Source organism: Marinoscillum luteum (assembly GCF_044005705.1).
Taxonomy (GTDB): Bacteria; Bacteroidota; Bacteroidia; order Cytophagales; family Cyclobacteriaceae; genus Marinoscillum; species Marinoscillum luteum.
The window spans coordinates 320,153-337,841 of sequence record NZ_JBIPKE010000012.1; the positions used below are offsets into that span (position 1 = coordinate 320,153).

Here is a 17,689-nt window from a genome sequence, read left to right on the forward strand (position 1 = left end):
TTTGAATACTTAATTGAATTCAAACTTGTAAGTAAGGGAAGGGATCATCGCGCCCGCAATAGTCAATTTATATGGTTGGGCTGGAGCACCGGGACTATTCTTGAAAAAGATGGAATAAGCGTTTTTACGGGCATATAGATTATAGACCGAAATCACCCATTTACTTCGAAATTGCTGGTTCTTCTTCACTTTGTTTTCGTGGGTGAGTGAAATATCCGCCCTGTGGTAGTCAGGGATGCGTTCTCCGTTTCGTTCATTAAAATAAGCCACAGTCACATTATCCACCACAAATCTGGCTGCCGGGGCACTCACTGGTCTTCCGGATGCATATTTGAAGTTGACGCCCATAGACCATCTGTTGGTGATTTTGTGATCCAAAGACAATGAGATATTGTGCGGTCTGTCGGAATAATAGGGATACCAGGCCCCATCGTTGATGCGCTCTTCTATATGTCGGGATTGAGTTCTGATAAACGTGCGTGAGTAGGCATAGGAAAACCAGCCCTGGGTTTTTCCTTTGTTCTTGGCCAATAAGAACTCAAGTCCCCAGGCCTTTCCTTCGCCACTGATGAGGACTTGTTCCAGGGATTCATTAAGCACGATGTTAGCACCGTTTTTATACTCTATCAGGTTTTGATAGTGTTTCACATAGCCCTCCACAGAAGCTTCGAGAGTGTTATCCTGAAAATTTCTGAATACTCCGAGAGCCAGTTGATCTGAAATGACCGGCTTGATAAACTGGTCGCTCAGTTTCCACTGGTCCAGAGGCGTTACCGAGATGGAGTTGGAGATGAGGTGCTGAAACTGGTAAAGTCTGTTGTACCCAAGCTTCAAAGTGGCCCAGGGGAAGAGATAACTGATGCTAGCACGCGGCTCCATTCCGTGGTAGTTGGCTATTTTTTCATTTTGATCATAGGAGATTTCGCCGGTGGTGGTGGTTTCATTTCTGGGACTATCCGGAGCATAGGTGTAGGTCGTCAGTGGGCCCAGCAGTTGGTAGTTGGTATATCGCAGGCCGACTCGTGCCCGAAGGCTTTCGGTGAGCTTCACTTCATCTTCCAGGTACCCGGACACCGTGACGGCATGTTCTTCACTTAGTGTGGTAGGTACCACTAGTGAGTTCTGACTATTCGGCTCCATGGAGCCTGGGCTGGTGATGAACCTGTTGAGGTGTACACCGGCCTCCAGTGCGTGCATTCCTCTCGAAAAGGTAAGGTTGTTCTGGATTCCCGATTGTTGGATCCCATTTTTCAGTAAAAACTGATAATTCTGTGCGTCCCCTTCGGTTTCATACTGGTAATCACTGTGGCTTACCGTGAGGTTGTACAGCAGATCATTGGAGAAAAGATGGTTCCAGGCCAGACTAAATCCCACCTGGTCATAACTATAGGTGGTGTCTTCACTAAACTGAAAACTGTCTTTGGCTTTGTAGAAGGTGCCTTTTACTGAGTTTTTTGAATTGACCTGATATTCGATCACACTGTTGAAATCCCAAAAATTTGCCGCACTGGTTTTGGCATCCTTATCCGGTACGGCATTCAATACCCAATCAGAATAGGTGGCTCGGGAGCCTACCGTGTAGGTGAGTTTGTCGTCCAGTACTTTACCTTTTGCGCCAAGTGAGCTGGTAAGAATGCCGATGCCTCCATAAGCCATAAACGGGCTGGACGCCCGGGGTGAGAGCTTCACATCCAATACTGAGGACGCACGACTCTCATAGCGCGCGGGCACGCTGCCCTTGTAGAGGGATACTTTGCTCACCATGTCAGGATTGAACACAGAGAAAAAACCCAATAGATGCGAGGGGTTGTAAATGGGGATGTCATTCATCAGAATGAGGTTTTGGTCGTAGTTGCCACCACGGACGCTGATGTAGCTACTACTTTCGCCCGTCACACTCACACCGGGCAGGATGGTGATGCTTTTGATTACATCAGATTCTCCCATGAACGCGGGCATTTTGTTAATGGCATAGATACTGAGGTCACTTTTTCCCAGGCTGGTGTTGGTGAGCCTGTCTCTGGCTCCGCCTTCCTCTACGGTAATCTCCTCCAGTACCGAGGTTTCTTCATACAGGTTTATATTGAGTGTCCCCTGACTGTAAAGCTTGATTTTCTTCTGTTCAGACTCAAAACCCAGGTAATTGTAGGTGATGGCATGGTTTCCGGGGAGCAGCTCCAACTGATAGTAGCCCAAAGGGCTGGAGATGGTACCACTGCCGCCATCGTCCACGCTGATGGTCACCCCCGGGATCACTTCGCCCGTCGCATCACTCACATAGCCAGTGAGCTTTGTGGGTACTCCGGGTTGCATTTTTGCCTGGTCACCGATTTCCACCCAGGTTTCCTTTACCTGAGCTTCTTCAAAGGGATTGATGCCAAGACCTGTGATCAGCTCATCATCGGGATAGATGAATAGGTAATAGTCATCTTTGATGGTGATACGAAATCCCGAGTTGCTCAGGCTGGCCTGCAGAATACTGAGAAATTTATTGTCCGGCACTGAGACAGCCCGAATGCTATCAATCCAGGCTTTTTTGTAAAAGACCGTGACGGGAAAGTTGCTCTCGGCCTGATGGATAAGGGTAGGGAGGGATTGCCCCACAGGATCATAAGAAAACCTGAAATCTGCAATTTTCTGCGCATGCAGTCCCAGTGAGAAGAGAAGTAAGCCTGATAAAAGTATTCGTGGCATAGGTTGGCTGGTACTTACAGAAAACAGAGGTGGTATCCGTTTACCTTATGTGTTGCGTCAAAATAATTGCAACAATTTAGAATAAACGGATTTAAACTTCCCCTGCTTCTGGCAAGAGTTTGTCGACCATCGGCCCTTGATACAAATTTACTTCAGGATCTGCGCGGTATGATCTTTGGTTTTCACCTTTGCGATCACTTCTTCTATCATACCTTTTTCATCGATGACAAACGTGGTGCGGAGTGTGCCCATATAGGTCCTGCCATACATTTGTTTTTCTCCCCAGGTGCCATAGGCTTCATGTACAGATTTATCTTCATCTGCAATGAGGGGAAAAGGAAGGTCAAATTTTTCAATGAATTTTTTATGCGATTTGGCACTGTCGCCACTTACTCCGAGTACCACATAGCCCTGCTTTTGCAAGTTGGCGTAATTGTCGCGGAGGTTGCAGGATTCTGCTGTGCATCCCGGGGTGTTGTCTTTGGGGTAGAAGTAGAGCACAATTTTCTTACCCTTAAAGTCGGAGAGGCTGATTGGGTTACCATCCTGATCGATGCTGGTAAAATCGGGAGCTTGATCGCCGGCTTGTAGTTTCATTTTCTTAGAGGTTTCGTTGGTAAATTTGTTTGTTTCCAGTGTTGTCTTCCACTTCCAGTATAAACTCTCCTTTGAGCGGGATGTTTTCATCTTTTCTCACCGCCCAGATCAGGTCTTTTTTAGATTCATAATTCATCAGGAGAAAGGAGCCGTTCAGAGTAGCTCTGAAGCTTTTGATGCCGGAGCGTTCATCATTGATTTTGAAGTAAAGCTCACTGGAGTTGATGATGCGTGGCGTGATGACCGGCGGTATGGTGTCTTCAGCAATGGTGAAAGTGACCAGATCGCGGGTGTCAAAAGAGATATTGCCGTCTTCCCAGGTGCCTCCCTGATAACTCAGATTACTCCCATAAACGGCGTAGACGCGAGCCGTATTTTCAGGATAACTATATTCTGGCTTCAATCGGATATTGACCGTGGACCGCAGCGGGGTGTCATTGTGTGGAAACCGGAATAGCTCCAGGCCCAGCTGTGCGTCATAATCTTTTTCGAACCTTAGATAGAGGGTATCGAAGAGGGAATATTGCTTGAAAAACAGATCGGAGTGATGGTTGAAAAAACTGATTTCAGAACCAGAGGGAATTTCAGCATAAATGCCTGTATTCAGGATTTTACCAGCATAATCAATGGAATCAGGCAGGCCATCGTGTAGGTTCCACAGGTAGTAGGCGGCCCTTCTGTCGGTGCGGTAAGGTTCCAGGGGTCTACGGGTATTGCCAAAAAAGAGAGAGATTTTTCCAGGAGTCCCCTGATGTATGTTTTTGAAGTGAAGGTGATCACGATAAATCTCGAACTCGTTGATGTATGGGTCTGGGAGATTGACCACCTTTCGGTTGTTGACCTCCGTCTCGAAAGTGGAGATATTCCCATAGCTATCCTTCATATAGATCTGAATCAGGTGGGTAGAGTCTGAGAAATTGAATCCCTGAGAAGAGACATTGTAAAAGTCATTGGTGTTGCCATCTTCCACAAAGAGCTTGTTGTATTTCTTGCCGCCATTTCTGTAGGCTTCATAATCCATATGTACCAGAATGTTTCTTTGTTTGCCAAAGGAAAGACTCGATTTGGACTGACTAAAGACTGTATCTCCGTTGATGACCAAGGTAGTTTCTGGAATTCCGTTGCGGTTATACACCCCGTTCAACAGATCGTAAGCATATATCTCAATGCCTATTTTGCCTTTCAGACTGATGGGTACCCGGGTATGGTAGACGTCATGGGTCTTGATGGCATCAAATTCGAACCTGCCAAAGGTTTCGTTCACTCTCGCCGAACCATCCAGGGTCACAAAGGCTATGTTTTTCATCTGAGGTGTGATGTTGTCCTTGATCTCAGCGAAGTTGAATTTTAAAGGATCCAGTATTCGTTGGTTGGCATCCCGGATTTCGAAATGCAAATGCGGCCCACTGGAGGAGCCGGTATTTCCTGAGTAGGCAATGATCTCACCGCGCTTAAACACAAACTGATTTTTGTCAGGAAACAGCTGAACCTCAAAGCTTTCTGCTTTGTATTGCTCGTCCAGCAGGTACCTGGCTATGCGTCCTTCAAACTTACTGAGGTGGGCGTAGACCGAGGTGGTTCCGTTGGGATGGGTCATATACAGGCAGTAGCCGTAGCCCCCTGTGTTCACCCTTACCCGACTGATGTATCCATCTGCGGTAGCATGCACTGGCAGGCCAGACTGACCACCCGTTTTGATGTCTAACCCCGCATGGAAGTGACTGGAGCGGAGCTCGCCCATGGTGCCGGCCAGGAAATTTTGCTGACCGGGATTGATGGGGAAAAGGTAATAATTGTCTGAGGTGAAGGGTTGGGTGAATGCGTGAATACTTAAGAAAATGAATAAAACAGGAAGTCCAAACCTCATCTAAATAGCGCCGTTGAAATGTTCTTTTTTAATCTATCACAAAACTGATGAATTCTGTGAAATGTTGCGTGTTTTTGGCAATTAATTGCTCAGAGGAGATGGTTTCTTTTTTGTAAATATAAAATGTAACTTAACGGATCAACAACAAATCTACGCTAATGGAAAATTTACGCTCCGCCTTCATTGCTTTGCTTACCGGCATTGTGATTTTAGCTTTTGTTCACACGTCCTGCACCTCATCGGTGGGGCGGGGTATGGAAGCTGTCTTTATAACCGATAAACTCTATACAGATCCTCCCAATTTTGGATCGTATCCTGCTACTAAAGATCAGATTCAAAAAATGATTGATGAAGTGGACTTACCCAATATCCGAGCGCATGCCTGGGACGTGTGGGGATCCATAACCTCTCCAGGGCCGGAAGGGTTGCCGGTTTGGGAGACCTGGTATTCTGGTTATGAAGTGTTTGAGCTGGCTGGGAAGAAGGGGATAAAAACCCGCAACATCGTAAGAGATTTCCAATCACCCAAGCAGTTTCATCATTTTGAAAATGTAATTGGAGGAGCTATCCCGCAGGATTTGCCCGAGCAAATTACCTCTTTCAATCGCTACACTAAAAGTGTGGCGGATTTTATTGTTTCGTCTGGTTTGAATCGGACAGAGGTTCTTGATTCGATCAATGGATCATTTGATCAGGCAGGAACGCCGATTGCGCTTCGTCAGATTCAAACCACTCCAGATTCTATTGATGAGCGGGCCATAGTACTCAAGCCGGTTTTTCAGTTCATTGATGGTTCGGGCCCCACGGTCATTCCATTTTGGAACGGCATTTCGCCAAAAACCACTACAGATCTGAAAAACCCTGAACCACATACCTGGAGGCAGGGAGTGATTGTGGATCCTACTGGTGTATTGAAACCGGGAGATTCGGCCCTGATGTCGGTAAATAACGAACCTCCCAGGTGGCTGCAGGTGGTTGGTTTGGAAGATTTTTATGCCATTGAACTGACGGAGGAGGATGTGAAGGAATTTAGTGACTTTGCGGCCACTTCAGGTGATGACGTGGGGAAGGGAAATATGACGGACTCCACCAGCATCTATCAAAATGTAAAGGTGGGAAACTATGCTTTGCTGATGGCAATGCATGTTACTTCCAAGGAGATTAACAACTGGACATGGCAGACCTTCTGGTGGTCACCTTATAATGATCATCCTTTCTTCGGAGCAGACAGGCCGACATCTATATTGGCCCCCTGGGATCACTATAATATGCGAACGGCCTACTTCATGGTGACCCCTGCAGGAAGTGCAGCAGGTGAGCCGTTTGTGTCTTTTAATCCTTACCTGGAAACTAATCTTTTCGGTACTGTTCCCATAAAGACTAAAAATGGAGTTTTGGATAGTATCCCATGGACAGGTGTTAATAGTAATTGCATGACCTGTCATCGGCTGGCGGCCCGGGCTCCCGGAAACTTCAATACGCCTGCCTATCAACCCGATGGATTTATTGACATAGGGGACAGTGTATTTGCGGGGATGACTAAGGTGGATTTTTTATGGTCTGTCGCCATCAGACCCCAATAATAAAATGATAAGGTTTGGAAGCTTCATGCTTCCAAACCTTATCTTGTTTAGGTGATTTTATTGAATACCCAGAATATAGGCTTTGACTTTTGGACTTGGTTCTGTGGGAATCAAATCGATGACATCCGGATCCTTTACCGGCTTACCCGCAAAGTCAAGTAGGAAGCTAAAGTCTGTACCTTTCAGCTGAGTGGCTCCATGGCAGCCCATACATCCACCCATGTTATAGAAAGTTTTATTGTACAAGGTGTTATTTCCACCGTCAAATGGTTTGCCAATAGAGCTTCCATGGAAATTACCCAGCGTGGAGTCTGACTCGATCACGAAGTTGGCCATGTAGTAATTCGGATCTTCTTCTATGGAGTTGACAGGGCGGGACTGTACACCTATGAGTCGGTAGTATTGCCAGATACTTTCCATGTTGATCTTCTTCAGCAATGCATGCACATTGTTATTCACCGTGTCGATTACCGGAGGAACCCCATGTAGCCTTTTGACGGTTTGAGGTGCACCTGTGGGTTGGGCATTTCCGTTCAGTAAAATGAATTCCATTTTGGCCTCCGTGACATCCACTTGCTCCCACGAGGCGAAAATAAAGGTGGGGTAGTTTTCGGTTTTGTGTATGATGTGTATCCCGATCAGACCAAAAACACCGTTTTTATAGTAGATTTCTCCATCATTTCCTTTTTCATAGTAGATCACCGAGTCTTTGTAAAACCGGGTATGGTCATCTTGGTCTGTGAGCATGCGCCAGGCAGTTTTCACCTCTATGCTGCCTTCATTTTCGGCACCACCACAGGGAAGACAGATTACTCCAGCCTCCTGAGGGCAGTCGCAGTTGGTAGGACATTCGGGACAGTAGGCACTCAGAGTGTTGATGTTGTTCTGGGTACGGGCGGCCGCCTGGGCAAGAGATGCACTGTCACCGTAGTATTGCTGGATGTAGTCATACTCATAGCGGTTGACCTTGGCTTGATAGAGCACCATCTGGCTTGTGTCGTAGGCATACAGATTGCACGAACCAATCTCGTTAGATTCATCAAGGTTATTGAATAGGTCAAAGCGGGCATTGGTGCCTGGAATGGGGGCGGGCTGATTGCCAAAGCTGTAGTGTGGCGGATTGTCAAAGGGCTGAATTTGGCCATAGTACGGACGGAGTTCAGAGCGGTGCGCATAGGTTTCCCAGACGAGTAGGTCCGGATAAGCACCAGATTGGCTAAAGTTCCAGGTGGTGTCCGGTTTGCCACGCTTCTGTGAAAGGTCGTAAGATGATTTCCAGTTGAGCGCAATAAGTTCTTCCCAGGCAAACTTCGCCAAAAGCTCTGGAGAGGCATCGGATGACAGGTCTTTGGGGACGGTGTAGCTCACATTGATATAAGGAGGCAATGCTTCCTCTGTGGCAGACTTTGGCCCATTGCAGGCATAAGCCAGGGCAATTACAAATAGGGTAAGGTAGGTGAGTGAATTTTTCATAGTAAGACAGTTAGTTTTAGCGTTAACTGTTTTAAGCTATGAATAAATATTTTTAGAAACAACTGAAAGGTAACCTACCTCACCTCAAAATCGAACATCTGCCTGCCGGCAAGCTTGCCTACCAGCCGATCACCGATCTTCACAGGGCCTACGCCTTTTGGGGTTCCGGTGAAGAGAATATCACCTTTTTTCAGGGTGAAATACTTGGAGACATAGGCTATGAGCTCATCCACTGGCCAGAGCATCAGTGAGGTGTTGGCATCCTGCACCACCTGGCCGTTGAGCTCCAGCTGAAATTGGGTGTTGGTGAGGTCGAAGCCTTCTTTTGAAATAAATGGCGAGGTAGGTGCTGATCCATTGAATCCCTTGGCCATTTCCCAGGGTAGTCCATTTTCCTTGGCTTTTGCCTGTAGATCCCGCGCCGTGAAGTCTATGCCCAGGCCTATCTGATCATAGTATTTGTGCGCAAACCGGGGTTCTACGGATTTGCCTTCTTTGTTGATTCGGATCAGAAGTTCACACTCATAGTGAATGTCTTTGGAGAAATCCGGGTAGTAGAAAGCGTCATTGTTTCTAAGAATGGCCGTATCCGGCTTCATAAAGATCACAGGTGTCTCTGGTCTTTCGTTTCCCAGTTCGGTGATGTGGTCGGCATAGTTGCGACCGATGCAGATGATTTTCATAATTAATGAGCGAGGATTTCTTCCACTTCTTCTACTTCCATCAGACCGCTGGCATCTACCCGGGCCATCTTTACCACCTTCATTTCATTGATGAGTACCGGATCATATTTGGCCTTGATGCGAATGTAATTTTCGGTAAACCCATGCATATGTCCATCTTCCACATCATCCTCAAACAGGACCGTCTGCATCTGATCGACGTGCTGTTCGTAGAAGTATCTTTTCTTTTTCTCAGAAAGCGCTCTAAGCATTTTAGATCTTTTCTGCCGATCCTTTAGCGAAACCACTCCGTCCATCTCCAGGGCCTGGGTGTTGGCGCGCTCAGAGTAGGTAAACACATGGAGGTAGGATACATCCAGTTCGTTTAGAAACTGATAGGTTTCCAGAAAGTCTTCCTCTGTTTCGCCCGGAAATCCGGTGATCACATCCACACCGATCCCGCAGTGTGGCATCAGCGACTTGATGGTGTGCACCCGCTCTTGGTAAAGGTCGCTCAGGTAGCGCCGGTTCATTCTTTGGAGTATCTTATCACTGCCAGATTGCAAGGGCACATGGAAGTGAGGCACAAACCTTTTGGACTGGCTCACAAAAGTGATCACCTCTGTGGAAAGCAGGTTAGGCTCTATGGAGGAGATTCTGAATCGCTCTATCCCTTCCACTTCGTCCAATGCCTTGATCAGGTCAATAAATTTTTCCTTGCGCTTGCCATCCTGAATGCCAAAGTCACCAATATTCACACCCGTGAGTACCACTTCTTTCACTTCTGATGCGGCGATTTCTTTGGCCTGCTCCACGATCTCTGCGATGCTGGCACTTCTGCTTTTGCCCCGGGCCAGAGGGATGGTACAGAATGCACACCCATAGTTGCAGCCATCCTGTACTTTGAGAAAGGTACGCGTGCGGTCTCCGTAGGAGTAGGAGGCATTGTATCGCTTCGCTTCCTGTATTTCGGAGGCGTATACCTGGGGCTCATTGGTCGCAATGAATTCATCGAGGTATTCAAATAGCCTGAATTTCTCGGCAGCCCCCAGTACGGCATCCACACCTTTGATCTCACTGATCTCTTTAGGTTTCAGCTGTGCGTAGCACCCGATGATGGTCACAAAGCTTTTTGGAGAGATTTTCTTAGCCTCCTTGACGATCTTCTTACACTTTTTGTCGGCATTCTCTGTCACCGAGCAGGTGTTGATGATGAAAATATCCGGTTGGTCTGTGAAATCCACTTTCTTGAATCCCCGGTCCTCAAACATTCGGGAAATGGTGGAGGTCTCGGAAAAATTCAGCTTACATCCCAGTGTATAAAAGGCTACTCGCTTCATAGAGGCGCAAAGGTAATAAAATCCCGCTTTCAGTTCCCTGGAAAGGGGTGAAGGAGAAGGAAAGTTCTCTCATTAGGAATTTTTGAGAACCTCGTTTTGCTTTTAAAAGCACCTTTGGCTTTACAGCCCTATCAAAATGAAGGGAGCCCAATAATAGGGATCGCTATAGCTTGAAGACTTGAGCAGGCTAAGTTTGGCTTTTCGAAGGTCATCTGCAAAAATCATATTGCCAGAATGATTGAGGTGCTGTTTGTAAAACTCTATCATGAGCTGTGCGGTAGAGGCATCCGAAACCTGCCACAGCGACACGATGAGGTTTTTGGCTCCGGCATACATGAGTGAACGACTGAGCCCGATGATTCCTTCGCCTTTTTCCACTTTGCCAAGGCCGGTCTCACAAGCCGAGAGGGTCACCAGATCCGCGCCGATGTTCAGTCCATAGATCTCACCTGAGTACAGGCTACCATCTTCATTTTCCGTGGGGGAGAGAAAGATTCTTGAAAGCGCCGGCTTGGATTCGTTCACAATGCCATGGGTGGCAAAATGCAGATACTTGTATTCCGACAATTTTGAAGATTTGAGCATCGCCTCTGAAGCTTGATCTTTCAGTAGAATTTCGGGGGCGTCTGCCCCAGAGAGAAACAAGTACCTGATCTCCTTTACTTCCTGTTCGGACCCTGGCAAACTGGCCATGGTGAGTTCATTTTGCTCAAATGAAACCGGAGCGGTCAGCAGAATTCCCATGGCAGTTCCTGCGGGTGCGTCCAGTTTTTCCAGAAGGAGAGAGGCAGCATAGTCATAGGATATGGCATATTTTTCCAGCAGGTAGGTATTGTTTCCTCCATCCTTTGACTCACTGAGGAGAGACTCAAATGGAATGGTGCCCAGTAGCCCATCAGGTATGATGGTAAGGCTCTGTAGGCCATCTGGTAGATCAGGAATGAGCTGCTTGTACAGACTGATGCTTGAGGACTGGAAGGTGGATGGAATGTGATATTTGATGGCATTGCGAAGCCCTTTGGTTAGTTGCACCAGGTTGTCTGCTTTCGGCAGGCTGAATACCTCAAAGTCTTTTTTGGAAATGAGGAAGACAAAAATGGATTCCTCACCAATGAAGTAGGATAACACTCCCGCTGTAGGTGTCAGTTTTTCCTGAAGCGCCGCGACAGAGATATCCGCCTGTCGGTATTTCAGGTTGAAGTAGTTGGGGTATTCCTTCTCCAGGCTGGTGATGAATGTGCGGTAGGATTGCCGGGTTTCGAACAGCGCATTTTGCAGGGAGCCCAGTCTGGACTCATCCTTCGTGTTAGCCAGAAGCTGTTCCAGCAGGCTGATTTCCGTTTTCAGGCTGTCTTCCAGTGTGAGCAGGTGGTTGGGGATCCCGGCAAATGCTTTGGCTTTGGTTTCATTGATAGCTTCCAGCAGCACCGCTGATTTACTGCGCTCACAAAAGGTAAAGGCGATCTCCCGAAAGTACTTTTTCTGAAAGGTCTTATCACTCAAATACAGGGCCGTTCGGATGCCGTCATCATACACATCTGCCGCAATGCTCCCTATCCTGATCTTATCCCCTTCGGTGAGTCGCTTTTGCCTGATCTGGCTGATCAGGTCATCGCATTTCAGGTAGGTGCTTAGTGCGCTTTTGATATCCGAAGGTTTGAGCGTTTTTCCGAAATGAAGGGCTTCCAGGGCCTGTGCTTTGTACTGCAGGGATGAGAGGAGAATGTCGGCATTGAAGTAGTCCTGCAGCTCCGGCAAATCATACAGGGAGGTGTACTCCTGATTTTGCAGGTTGGCATAGATGGATTTCTGAAAACTCTCTACCGCTTCTTTGTAGTTTTCTTGTTTGAGCTGGACAGAACCAATCAGGTAGAAGGTGTTGGCTACCTCAGGATGCTTGACTCCATAGAGGCGAATGTACTGCTGCAGTGCTTCCTGCTGAGTCAGTAGTGCTTTATGATAATCCCCCTGGGCCTCCAATATGCGACCCCTGTTGGATAATGTAAAGGCCTTGTTGGGATGGTCACCGGAGTAATGACTGTCCCAGATATTCATGGTAAGGTCAAGGTAGGTGAGGGCCTCCCCGAAATTGTTTTGGGCACTGTTGGCAAAGGCCAGGTTCCCGTAACAAAGGGCTACGCTGGGATGATTTTTTCCGTATGCTGCCTGATAGATTTTCAGGGCATTATTAAAATTGATGACGGCTTGCAGGAAGTCATCTTCGAGGTAAATCAGTCCCAGATTCAGGTACGAATCAGCCAGAAGAGGATCTTCCCCCTTGAGGCGGGCTTTTCTGATCTTCAGTGCCCTTTCGTGGTAGCTTTTGGCGGTTTCCTTGTTCTTGTTGTTCCAGTAGACCACCCCGAGATCGTTGTAGCATTCTGCGGCGGAAAGGTCTGTAGGGTCTGGCAGAGACTGTTCTGCACTGGTCAGTGTTTCCATGGCCAGGTCATTGCGCCCAGCTTTGAGGTAGGCCTCGCCCAGCAGTAGTTGTGCCCGTAGCTGAAGCACCTTCTCCTGTGGCAATACGTCTGTGATATACTCTAGTGTGTTTCGGGCCTGACTCATGCATTGGTTGAGCGCGCCTGTTTCCAGGTGACATTCGGCCATCTTGAGGTTGCACAAGGCGTACTGGTCCAGGGTTTGCTGCTGCTGAAATCCAACACTTGCTGCCTGGTAGCTTTCAAAAGCCCGGATGTATTGCCCTTGTTGGAAATAGTTTTCTCCTGATAAAAAAAGGTCTTGCTGAGCTGCAGTGAGCAGTGTGGTCAGGAGGAAAGTGACGGTTAGGATTCTTTTCATCATTTAAAATCGATAGACGTAGCTGAAGCTGAATACATTGTGTCTGGTGAGCCCATCCGGGTTTACCTCGCGATCCATGAATTTCTGTCCGTAGATCAATTTTACGCTGTTATTGATATTGAACTGGTAACCAACATTGGCCAGCATATTGAAAGCCAAACCGGTGGTTCCGTTCAGTTTTTCGCGCTTATCTTCATTGAAGTTGTAGACCTCATCTTTGGTGATCCGGTAGATAGCCAATGCCCCGATCCCAAAATTGAAGTTGATAAACCTGAAGTTTCTTTCGGCTCTCAGCATCACATCGGTGCCTCTTTTGAGGTCGTTGGCGAGGTTGTATTTTCGGATATAGCTAGGATCCGGGTAGTCTGGCCATTTCCCCCACCTGAAGTCATTTTCGTTTTGATGAATGAGCGGACGCTGGATTCCGGTGGCGAACAGCCACTTTTCATTGATATAGGAAGCTCCGGCCACAGCGTCGTAAGATCCCAGACTGACCTGATAGTACATGGGCAGGTCACCGCTGCCAAATTCTGAATGATTGTTTTCGATATCTGATTTTCCCGAGGGGATTTTCCCGCCAAGGGTAATGCCTACAGTGCTGCCATTGGCCAGGCGGATGGACCTGGAGGCACTGATGGAGAGGTCGCCCAGTCCCTGAGTCTCTCCCAGGCTACCGGTCACCATCTGGTAGGGCACTTTCACCTGTATGGCGTAGTAGTCGTTGATCCCAAAGGTCATGTCTGAGGTAAAGACCGTGATGACAGGGGTGAGGAGGGAGGTACCTCGGTAGTAGTTCAGCTCCAGCGACCTCAGTTTGAAGTTGACCTTTTTGCTATAGGCCTGGTCTGGCTTCATGGCTCCCATGGTACAGAATCCCGCATCGCTGCATCCCTGGGCATGAGAGAGGTAGGCGCTAAAGATGATTAAGGCGGTGATGAAATGGCGCATAATTTATTTGTTTGTGGGAAAAACAACCTTCCGAAGCAAACCCTGTATGACGAATGTATCTAAAACAGGGCTTAAAAAAGTGCAAGCCAAAGTTAGAATTTTTTAATTTTTTTTCATAGCCCGTTAAACCATCCTTCCCATGTGCTGTCAAAGGGTACGAAATCAATTTAGAAATCAAAAGAATAGTATCATGAAGAAGTTATCATTTTTAGTGAGCGTTTTGTCAGCCTTGTTTTTTGCCCTGCTCTTTACTGCCTGCCAGGACGATTCAGGGGCAATGGAAAGTAGCACCCTTTCGGAGACTGCTTCGGTGAGTGTAACCTCAGAGGCTGCGGTGGCCTCCAGTATGGAGGATGTGGATCTACTGGCTGATGCCGGGATGGAGTTGTTTGCTACTTCTGGACGGGGACTTAGGGATCATTTGCTGGAGTGTGCTGAGATAGCACACGATACCGCCAGCCATGTGATCACCATAGATTTTGGAGATGGCTGTGAAGACCGGTTTGGAACCTGGAGAAGTGGTAAAATCGTGATTGAGTACAATGAGCGGAAGTATGTACCCGGCGCTTATCGAATTGTCACTTTTGAAGACTTCTTTCTGGACAGTGTGCAGGTGGAGGGTACACGTACCATTACCAACGTGACGGATACTTCCGGTACAGGGATTGCTTTTGAAACATCATTGGTGGGAGGTAAACTGACCTTTCCTGATGGGAGCACCATCACCCGCGAAGCGGAGCACCTGCGAACGCTATATGTAGGCGAAGAAAGAGAAGATAACTACGCTTCACTATCTGGCAGTGCCAGCGGTACCCTTCAAAATGGAAATACCTACAGCTCCACCATCATGGAGGACCTGATCTTCAAAAGAGGCTGCAAAGCAACTGGTGTACACATCCCGGTGGCGGGTGTGCTGGAGATCGTGTCAGGAGATAACACAGTGGTGATTGACTATGGTGATGGTGAATGTGATAACCTGGCGGAGGTGACCACCAATGGTGAAACCGAAACCATAGAGGTAGAACCCCGGGGCAGAAGACGACCTCACAAAAGAGGGTAATTGTTAGCGTTGAGTTTTTTATCAGGTAGGTGGGGTCGCGTCTGGGATGCGGCCCCTATTTTTTTTCCTCGAAGTTGACCATCCAGTTGATGCCAAATTTGTCCGTGAACATTCCAAAATATGCGCCCCAAAAGGAGTGATGGATTGGCGTAGTTACCTGCCCGCCTTTAGAGAGTGCATTAAATAGAGTATCAGCCTCCTGCTTACTTTCAGGGGTAATTGAGACAGAGAAATTATTTCCCTGAATAAACGTGGGTGCCCAGTCCCCACCTATGTCACTTCCCATGAGAATGGAAGTGCCTATAGGCAAGCTAACGTGCATGATCTTGTTTTTATCTCCCTCAGGAACGCTGTAATCATCGCTTTCGGGCATTTCCCCAAACCGGCCTATGTAGTTGAACTCTCCTCCAAAGACTGATTTATAAAAATTGAAAGCTTCTTCGCAAGTCCCGTTAAAGTTTAGGTAAGTGTTTGTGGTGGCCATCTTTTTTTATTTTAAAGGGAGCCATTTTTTCCACATTCTCCAAATTTTTAGACTTATGAACCAAGAACGGTGCGAATCAGTGTCCTCTTATCAGAGGTCATACAGAGAGACAGGTTTTTCATTTTTCTCTATTTACAGGTCACTGATTGTTTGGGTGCGGTTTTCCTGTTTCGATGATCATCCCATCATCGCTTGTAAAAGATGTAATCGGTAACGATGGGTTCTATGCCTTGCTGCCGGAGGTCGGAGATGATCTGACCCCTGTGATGGGTGGTGTGATTGCTCACGTGAAACAGTATTTCCTGAATGGTATTCTCAAATTCGCTGCCGCTGGAGTTGCGGTAGGAGATGGCTTTGCTTAGGTCAGCATCGGCAATGATTTGCAAAGTGCGCAGGTGGTTGGACTGGTCATAGGCCTTGCACGTTTCCAAAGAGTGGAGCTCATGTACTCCCAGAGGTTTTTCAGGCACTACTCTGGCATTCCATATCTGGTGGGCGTTGATCACATGCGAAAAGAGGGGGGTGGTTCGGGCACTGATTCGCTCCTGCTCCCTGATGAGTAGGTCCACCAGTTGCTGATTGAAATGGTGGTGGTACTCAAAGATGTCTTTGAAGAAAGCTTTCATGGCTCTTTGTACGACAAGCGGGGATCATGAGTTGGGGGCTTCCTTAAACTCTCCAAAGTGCCAGAGTACCCCTGAAGGGTCGTGCATAAAGAGCTCCCGACCCCAGACCTCATTTCTGATCTCAGAAAACCGCACCGAGTGAAACTTCGCAGGCAGGTTTTTCTTCAGGAGCGTCTCCCGGCACCGGTCCAGGTCGTCCACTTCCAGAAAGAGCATGGAGTTGTTGATCCACTCTTTGGCATAGTAGTCCTGCAGGTAAAATGCCAGCTTGTCGTTGACTTTGAACAGGCTCATGCTAGCATCAATCACCACCTCCTCAAAGCCCAGGAGGGAATAAAATTGTCTGGATTCTTCAAAGACCCGGGCCCCTATAAAAGCGCGGATGGATTTGGCCTGGTAGGTCATGTTATTGAATGGAGGTTACGGGGTGCGGTTCATGTGTGAGACTTGTCGTGTTTTTAAAGTTGTCTAAAATAGCTGAGTTTTTCAAATGCCGGACTTGGTTGTTATTCCATTCTTAACCTTACTGCTGTTGGATAACTTTCCCGGCAATCTTCTGCAATTATTGTGAAGAATAAGATTGGAATAGATTCTGAGATATAGTTGGACAAATCGAAGTGAAAATTGTCTTCATCAGTCTCAATGAGTTCATAGAAATCTCCAAAAAGATCTTCAACTAGTATATAGTATTTCTCTTGGTATTTCTCATCAGGATTTGTCCAGTTGACCTGTACTGATTTCCGTTCGTTTGTGTTAACAACGGAAAATGTATTGTTATACGTTTCACTAACTGTTGAATCCTTTTCAATTTCTATTCTGCCCGATAGTTTATGGGCATTATGACTTACTGGGACGATCTCATAGGGAAATTGGCAGTCCTCAAGTCCCAATGACTTTAATTGATTCAATATGCGATCATGTTCTTGATATCTTTCAAGATGTTTTTGATACTCCACACCTATCTCATACATTCCCTCATCGAGTTTCATTGGTTTTGAGGATGCCCCACTGACGGTGAGAAAGCCGTGCCGTTTAATTAAAACTTTATCAGAGTATCTAAGTACGTCTCCCTTTTTAATCCTTTTGTCATAAAGGAATGCCTTTTTTGACATTACAATATGAAGTTCCTGAGCATTGGCAAGCGCACATAGTGTAAACTGAAGGAGAACAATGAGCAGTATTCGCATATAAACTCGATCAGCAAAAGTGTGGATGTTCCGAGATCCGCTGATGGAAAACTAAACTAGCAAAGCTGCGCCACCCACACAACTGTTTCTTTGAAATACTGTGTTGTGAAAGTCAAGATCCAGAACCTCAGACGAGCGGTGAACTTCCAGAATGGGCAGAGTAGAGTTGCACTGAAATCGGCCAGAAGGCACTCCCGAGAGCTATCGGGAGACATATAACCGATCAGCGATTTCTACGCCTTATGCAAGTTGGCCCTTATAATTTTCTTCATATTTCTGATTTTTTCTAACGCAAGCAAAGACGCGATGGATAATTTTATTTCTAACTGCATTTATGACTGCCATTTTATTCTTTCCTTCATCAAC

14 protein-coding genes and 1 pseudogene are annotated in these 17,689 nt (G+C 47.0%); 2 read left to right on the forward strand and 13 right to left on the reverse strand.

Annotation, left to right across the window (positions count from 1 at the left end; all coding sequences use genetic code 11):
* Positions 1-9: 9 nt before the first annotated feature.
* The 3 genes from ACHKAR_RS04785 to ACHKAR_RS04795 form a co-directional block, all read right to left on the reverse strand.
* On the reverse strand, positions 10-2,694 hold the full coding sequence (locus ACHKAR_RS04785; RefSeq protein ID WP_395416394.1) for a TonB-dependent receptor: 2,685 nt from the start codon (positions 2,692-2,694) through the stop codon (positions 10-12).
* A gap of 147 nt (positions 2,695-2,841) precedes the next feature.
* The gene (bcp, locus tag ACHKAR_RS04790) at positions 2,842-3,291 is read right to left on the reverse strand and encodes a thioredoxin-dependent thiol peroxidase (RefSeq protein ID WP_159579042.1); all 450 of its coding nucleotides are present in this window, start codon (positions 3,289-3,291) and stop codon (positions 2,842-2,844) included.
* A 4-nt stretch (positions 3,292-3,295) separates the two neighbouring features.
* Positions 3,296-5,158 carry a M23 family metallopeptidase gene (locus ACHKAR_RS04795; RefSeq protein ID WP_395416395.1) on the reverse strand — a complete coding sequence of 621 codons (1,863 nt, stop codon included), beginning with the start codon at positions 5,156-5,158 and terminating at the stop codon, positions 3,296-3,298.
* Positions 5,159-5,316: 158 nt separating this feature from the next.
* Here ACHKAR_RS04795 and ACHKAR_RS04800 point away from each other — a divergent pair, with 158 nt between their 5' ends.
* A complete protein-coding gene (locus ACHKAR_RS04800) occupies positions 5,317-6,741 on the forward strand; it encodes a hypothetical protein (RefSeq protein ID WP_395416396.1) in 1,425 nt (474 codons plus the stop codon).
* A gap of 57 nt (positions 6,742-6,798) precedes the next feature.
* On the opposite strand, the gene ACHKAR_RS04805 is transcribed toward ACHKAR_RS04800, so the two are convergent.
* The 5 genes from ACHKAR_RS04805 to ACHKAR_RS04825 all read right to left on the reverse strand — a co-directional run bounded on the left by ACHKAR_RS04805 (position 6,799) and on the right by ACHKAR_RS04825 (position 13,966).
* Positions 6,799-8,214 (reverse strand): hypothetical protein, encoded by a 1,416-nt coding sequence (locus ACHKAR_RS04805; RefSeq protein ID WP_395416397.1) that lies wholly within the window; start codon positions 8,212-8,214, stop codon positions 6,799-6,801.
* Positions 8,215-8,288: 74 nt separating this feature from the next.
* Positions 8,289-8,897 (reverse strand): fumarylacetoacetate hydrolase family protein, encoded by a 609-nt coding sequence (locus tag ACHKAR_RS04810; RefSeq protein WP_395416398.1) that lies wholly within the window; start codon positions 8,895-8,897, stop codon positions 8,289-8,291.
* A 2-nt stretch (positions 8,898-8,899) separates the two neighbouring features.
* A complete protein-coding gene (mtaB, locus tag ACHKAR_RS04815; RefSeq protein WP_395416399.1) occupies positions 8,900-10,216 on the reverse strand; it encodes a tRNA (N(6)-L-threonylcarbamoyladenosine(37)-C(2))-methylthiotransferase MtaB in 1,317 nt (438 codons plus the stop codon).
* Positions 10,217-10,336: 120 nt separating this feature from the next.
* Positions 10,337-13,021: a CHAT domain-containing protein gene (locus tag ACHKAR_RS04820; protein ID WP_395416400.1), complete on the reverse strand. Its 2,685-nt coding sequence runs from the start codon at positions 13,019-13,021 to the stop codon at positions 10,337-10,339.
* Complete coding sequence (locus ACHKAR_RS04825; protein ID WP_159579055.1) at positions 13,022-13,966, reverse strand: hypothetical protein; 945 nt, start codon at positions 13,964-13,966, stop codon at positions 13,022-13,024.
* Between the two features lie 190 nt (positions 13,967-14,156).
* On the opposite strand from ACHKAR_RS04825, the gene ACHKAR_RS04830 reads away from it, so the two are divergent.
* Complete coding sequence (locus ACHKAR_RS04830) at positions 14,157-15,026, forward strand: hypothetical protein (protein WP_159579057.1); 870 nt, start codon at positions 14,157-14,159, stop codon at positions 15,024-15,026.
* A 55-nt stretch (positions 15,027-15,081) separates the two neighbouring features.
* Here ACHKAR_RS04830 and ACHKAR_RS04835 read toward each other — a convergent pair whose 3' ends face one another.
* From ACHKAR_RS04835 to ACHKAR_RS04855, 5 genes and pseudogenes are all read right to left on the reverse strand, one after another.
* Complete coding sequence (locus tag ACHKAR_RS04835; protein ID WP_159579059.1) at positions 15,082-15,510, reverse strand: VOC family protein; 429 nt, start codon at positions 15,508-15,510, stop codon at positions 15,082-15,084.
* 185 nt (positions 15,511-15,695) lie between these two features.
* Positions 15,696-16,136, reverse strand: coding sequence for a DinB family protein (locus ACHKAR_RS04840; RefSeq protein WP_159579061.1), 441 nt, complete (start codon positions 16,134-16,136; stop codon positions 15,696-15,698).
* 24 nt (positions 16,137-16,160) lie between these two features.
* Positions 16,161-16,541 carry a VOC family protein gene (locus ACHKAR_RS04845; RefSeq protein WP_159579063.1) on the reverse strand — a complete coding sequence of 127 codons (381 nt, stop codon included), beginning with the start codon at positions 16,539-16,541 and terminating at the stop codon, positions 16,161-16,163.
* A 101-nt stretch (positions 16,542-16,642) separates the two neighbouring features.
* Positions 16,643-17,323 carry a hypothetical protein gene (locus tag ACHKAR_RS04850; protein WP_395416401.1) on the reverse strand — a complete coding sequence of 227 codons (681 nt, stop codon included), beginning with the start codon at positions 17,321-17,323 and terminating at the stop codon, positions 16,643-16,645.
* A gap of 240 nt (positions 17,324-17,563) precedes the next feature.
* Positions 17,564-17,689, reverse strand: a pseudogene (locus ACHKAR_RS04855) (IS110 family transposase); the annotation flags it as partial.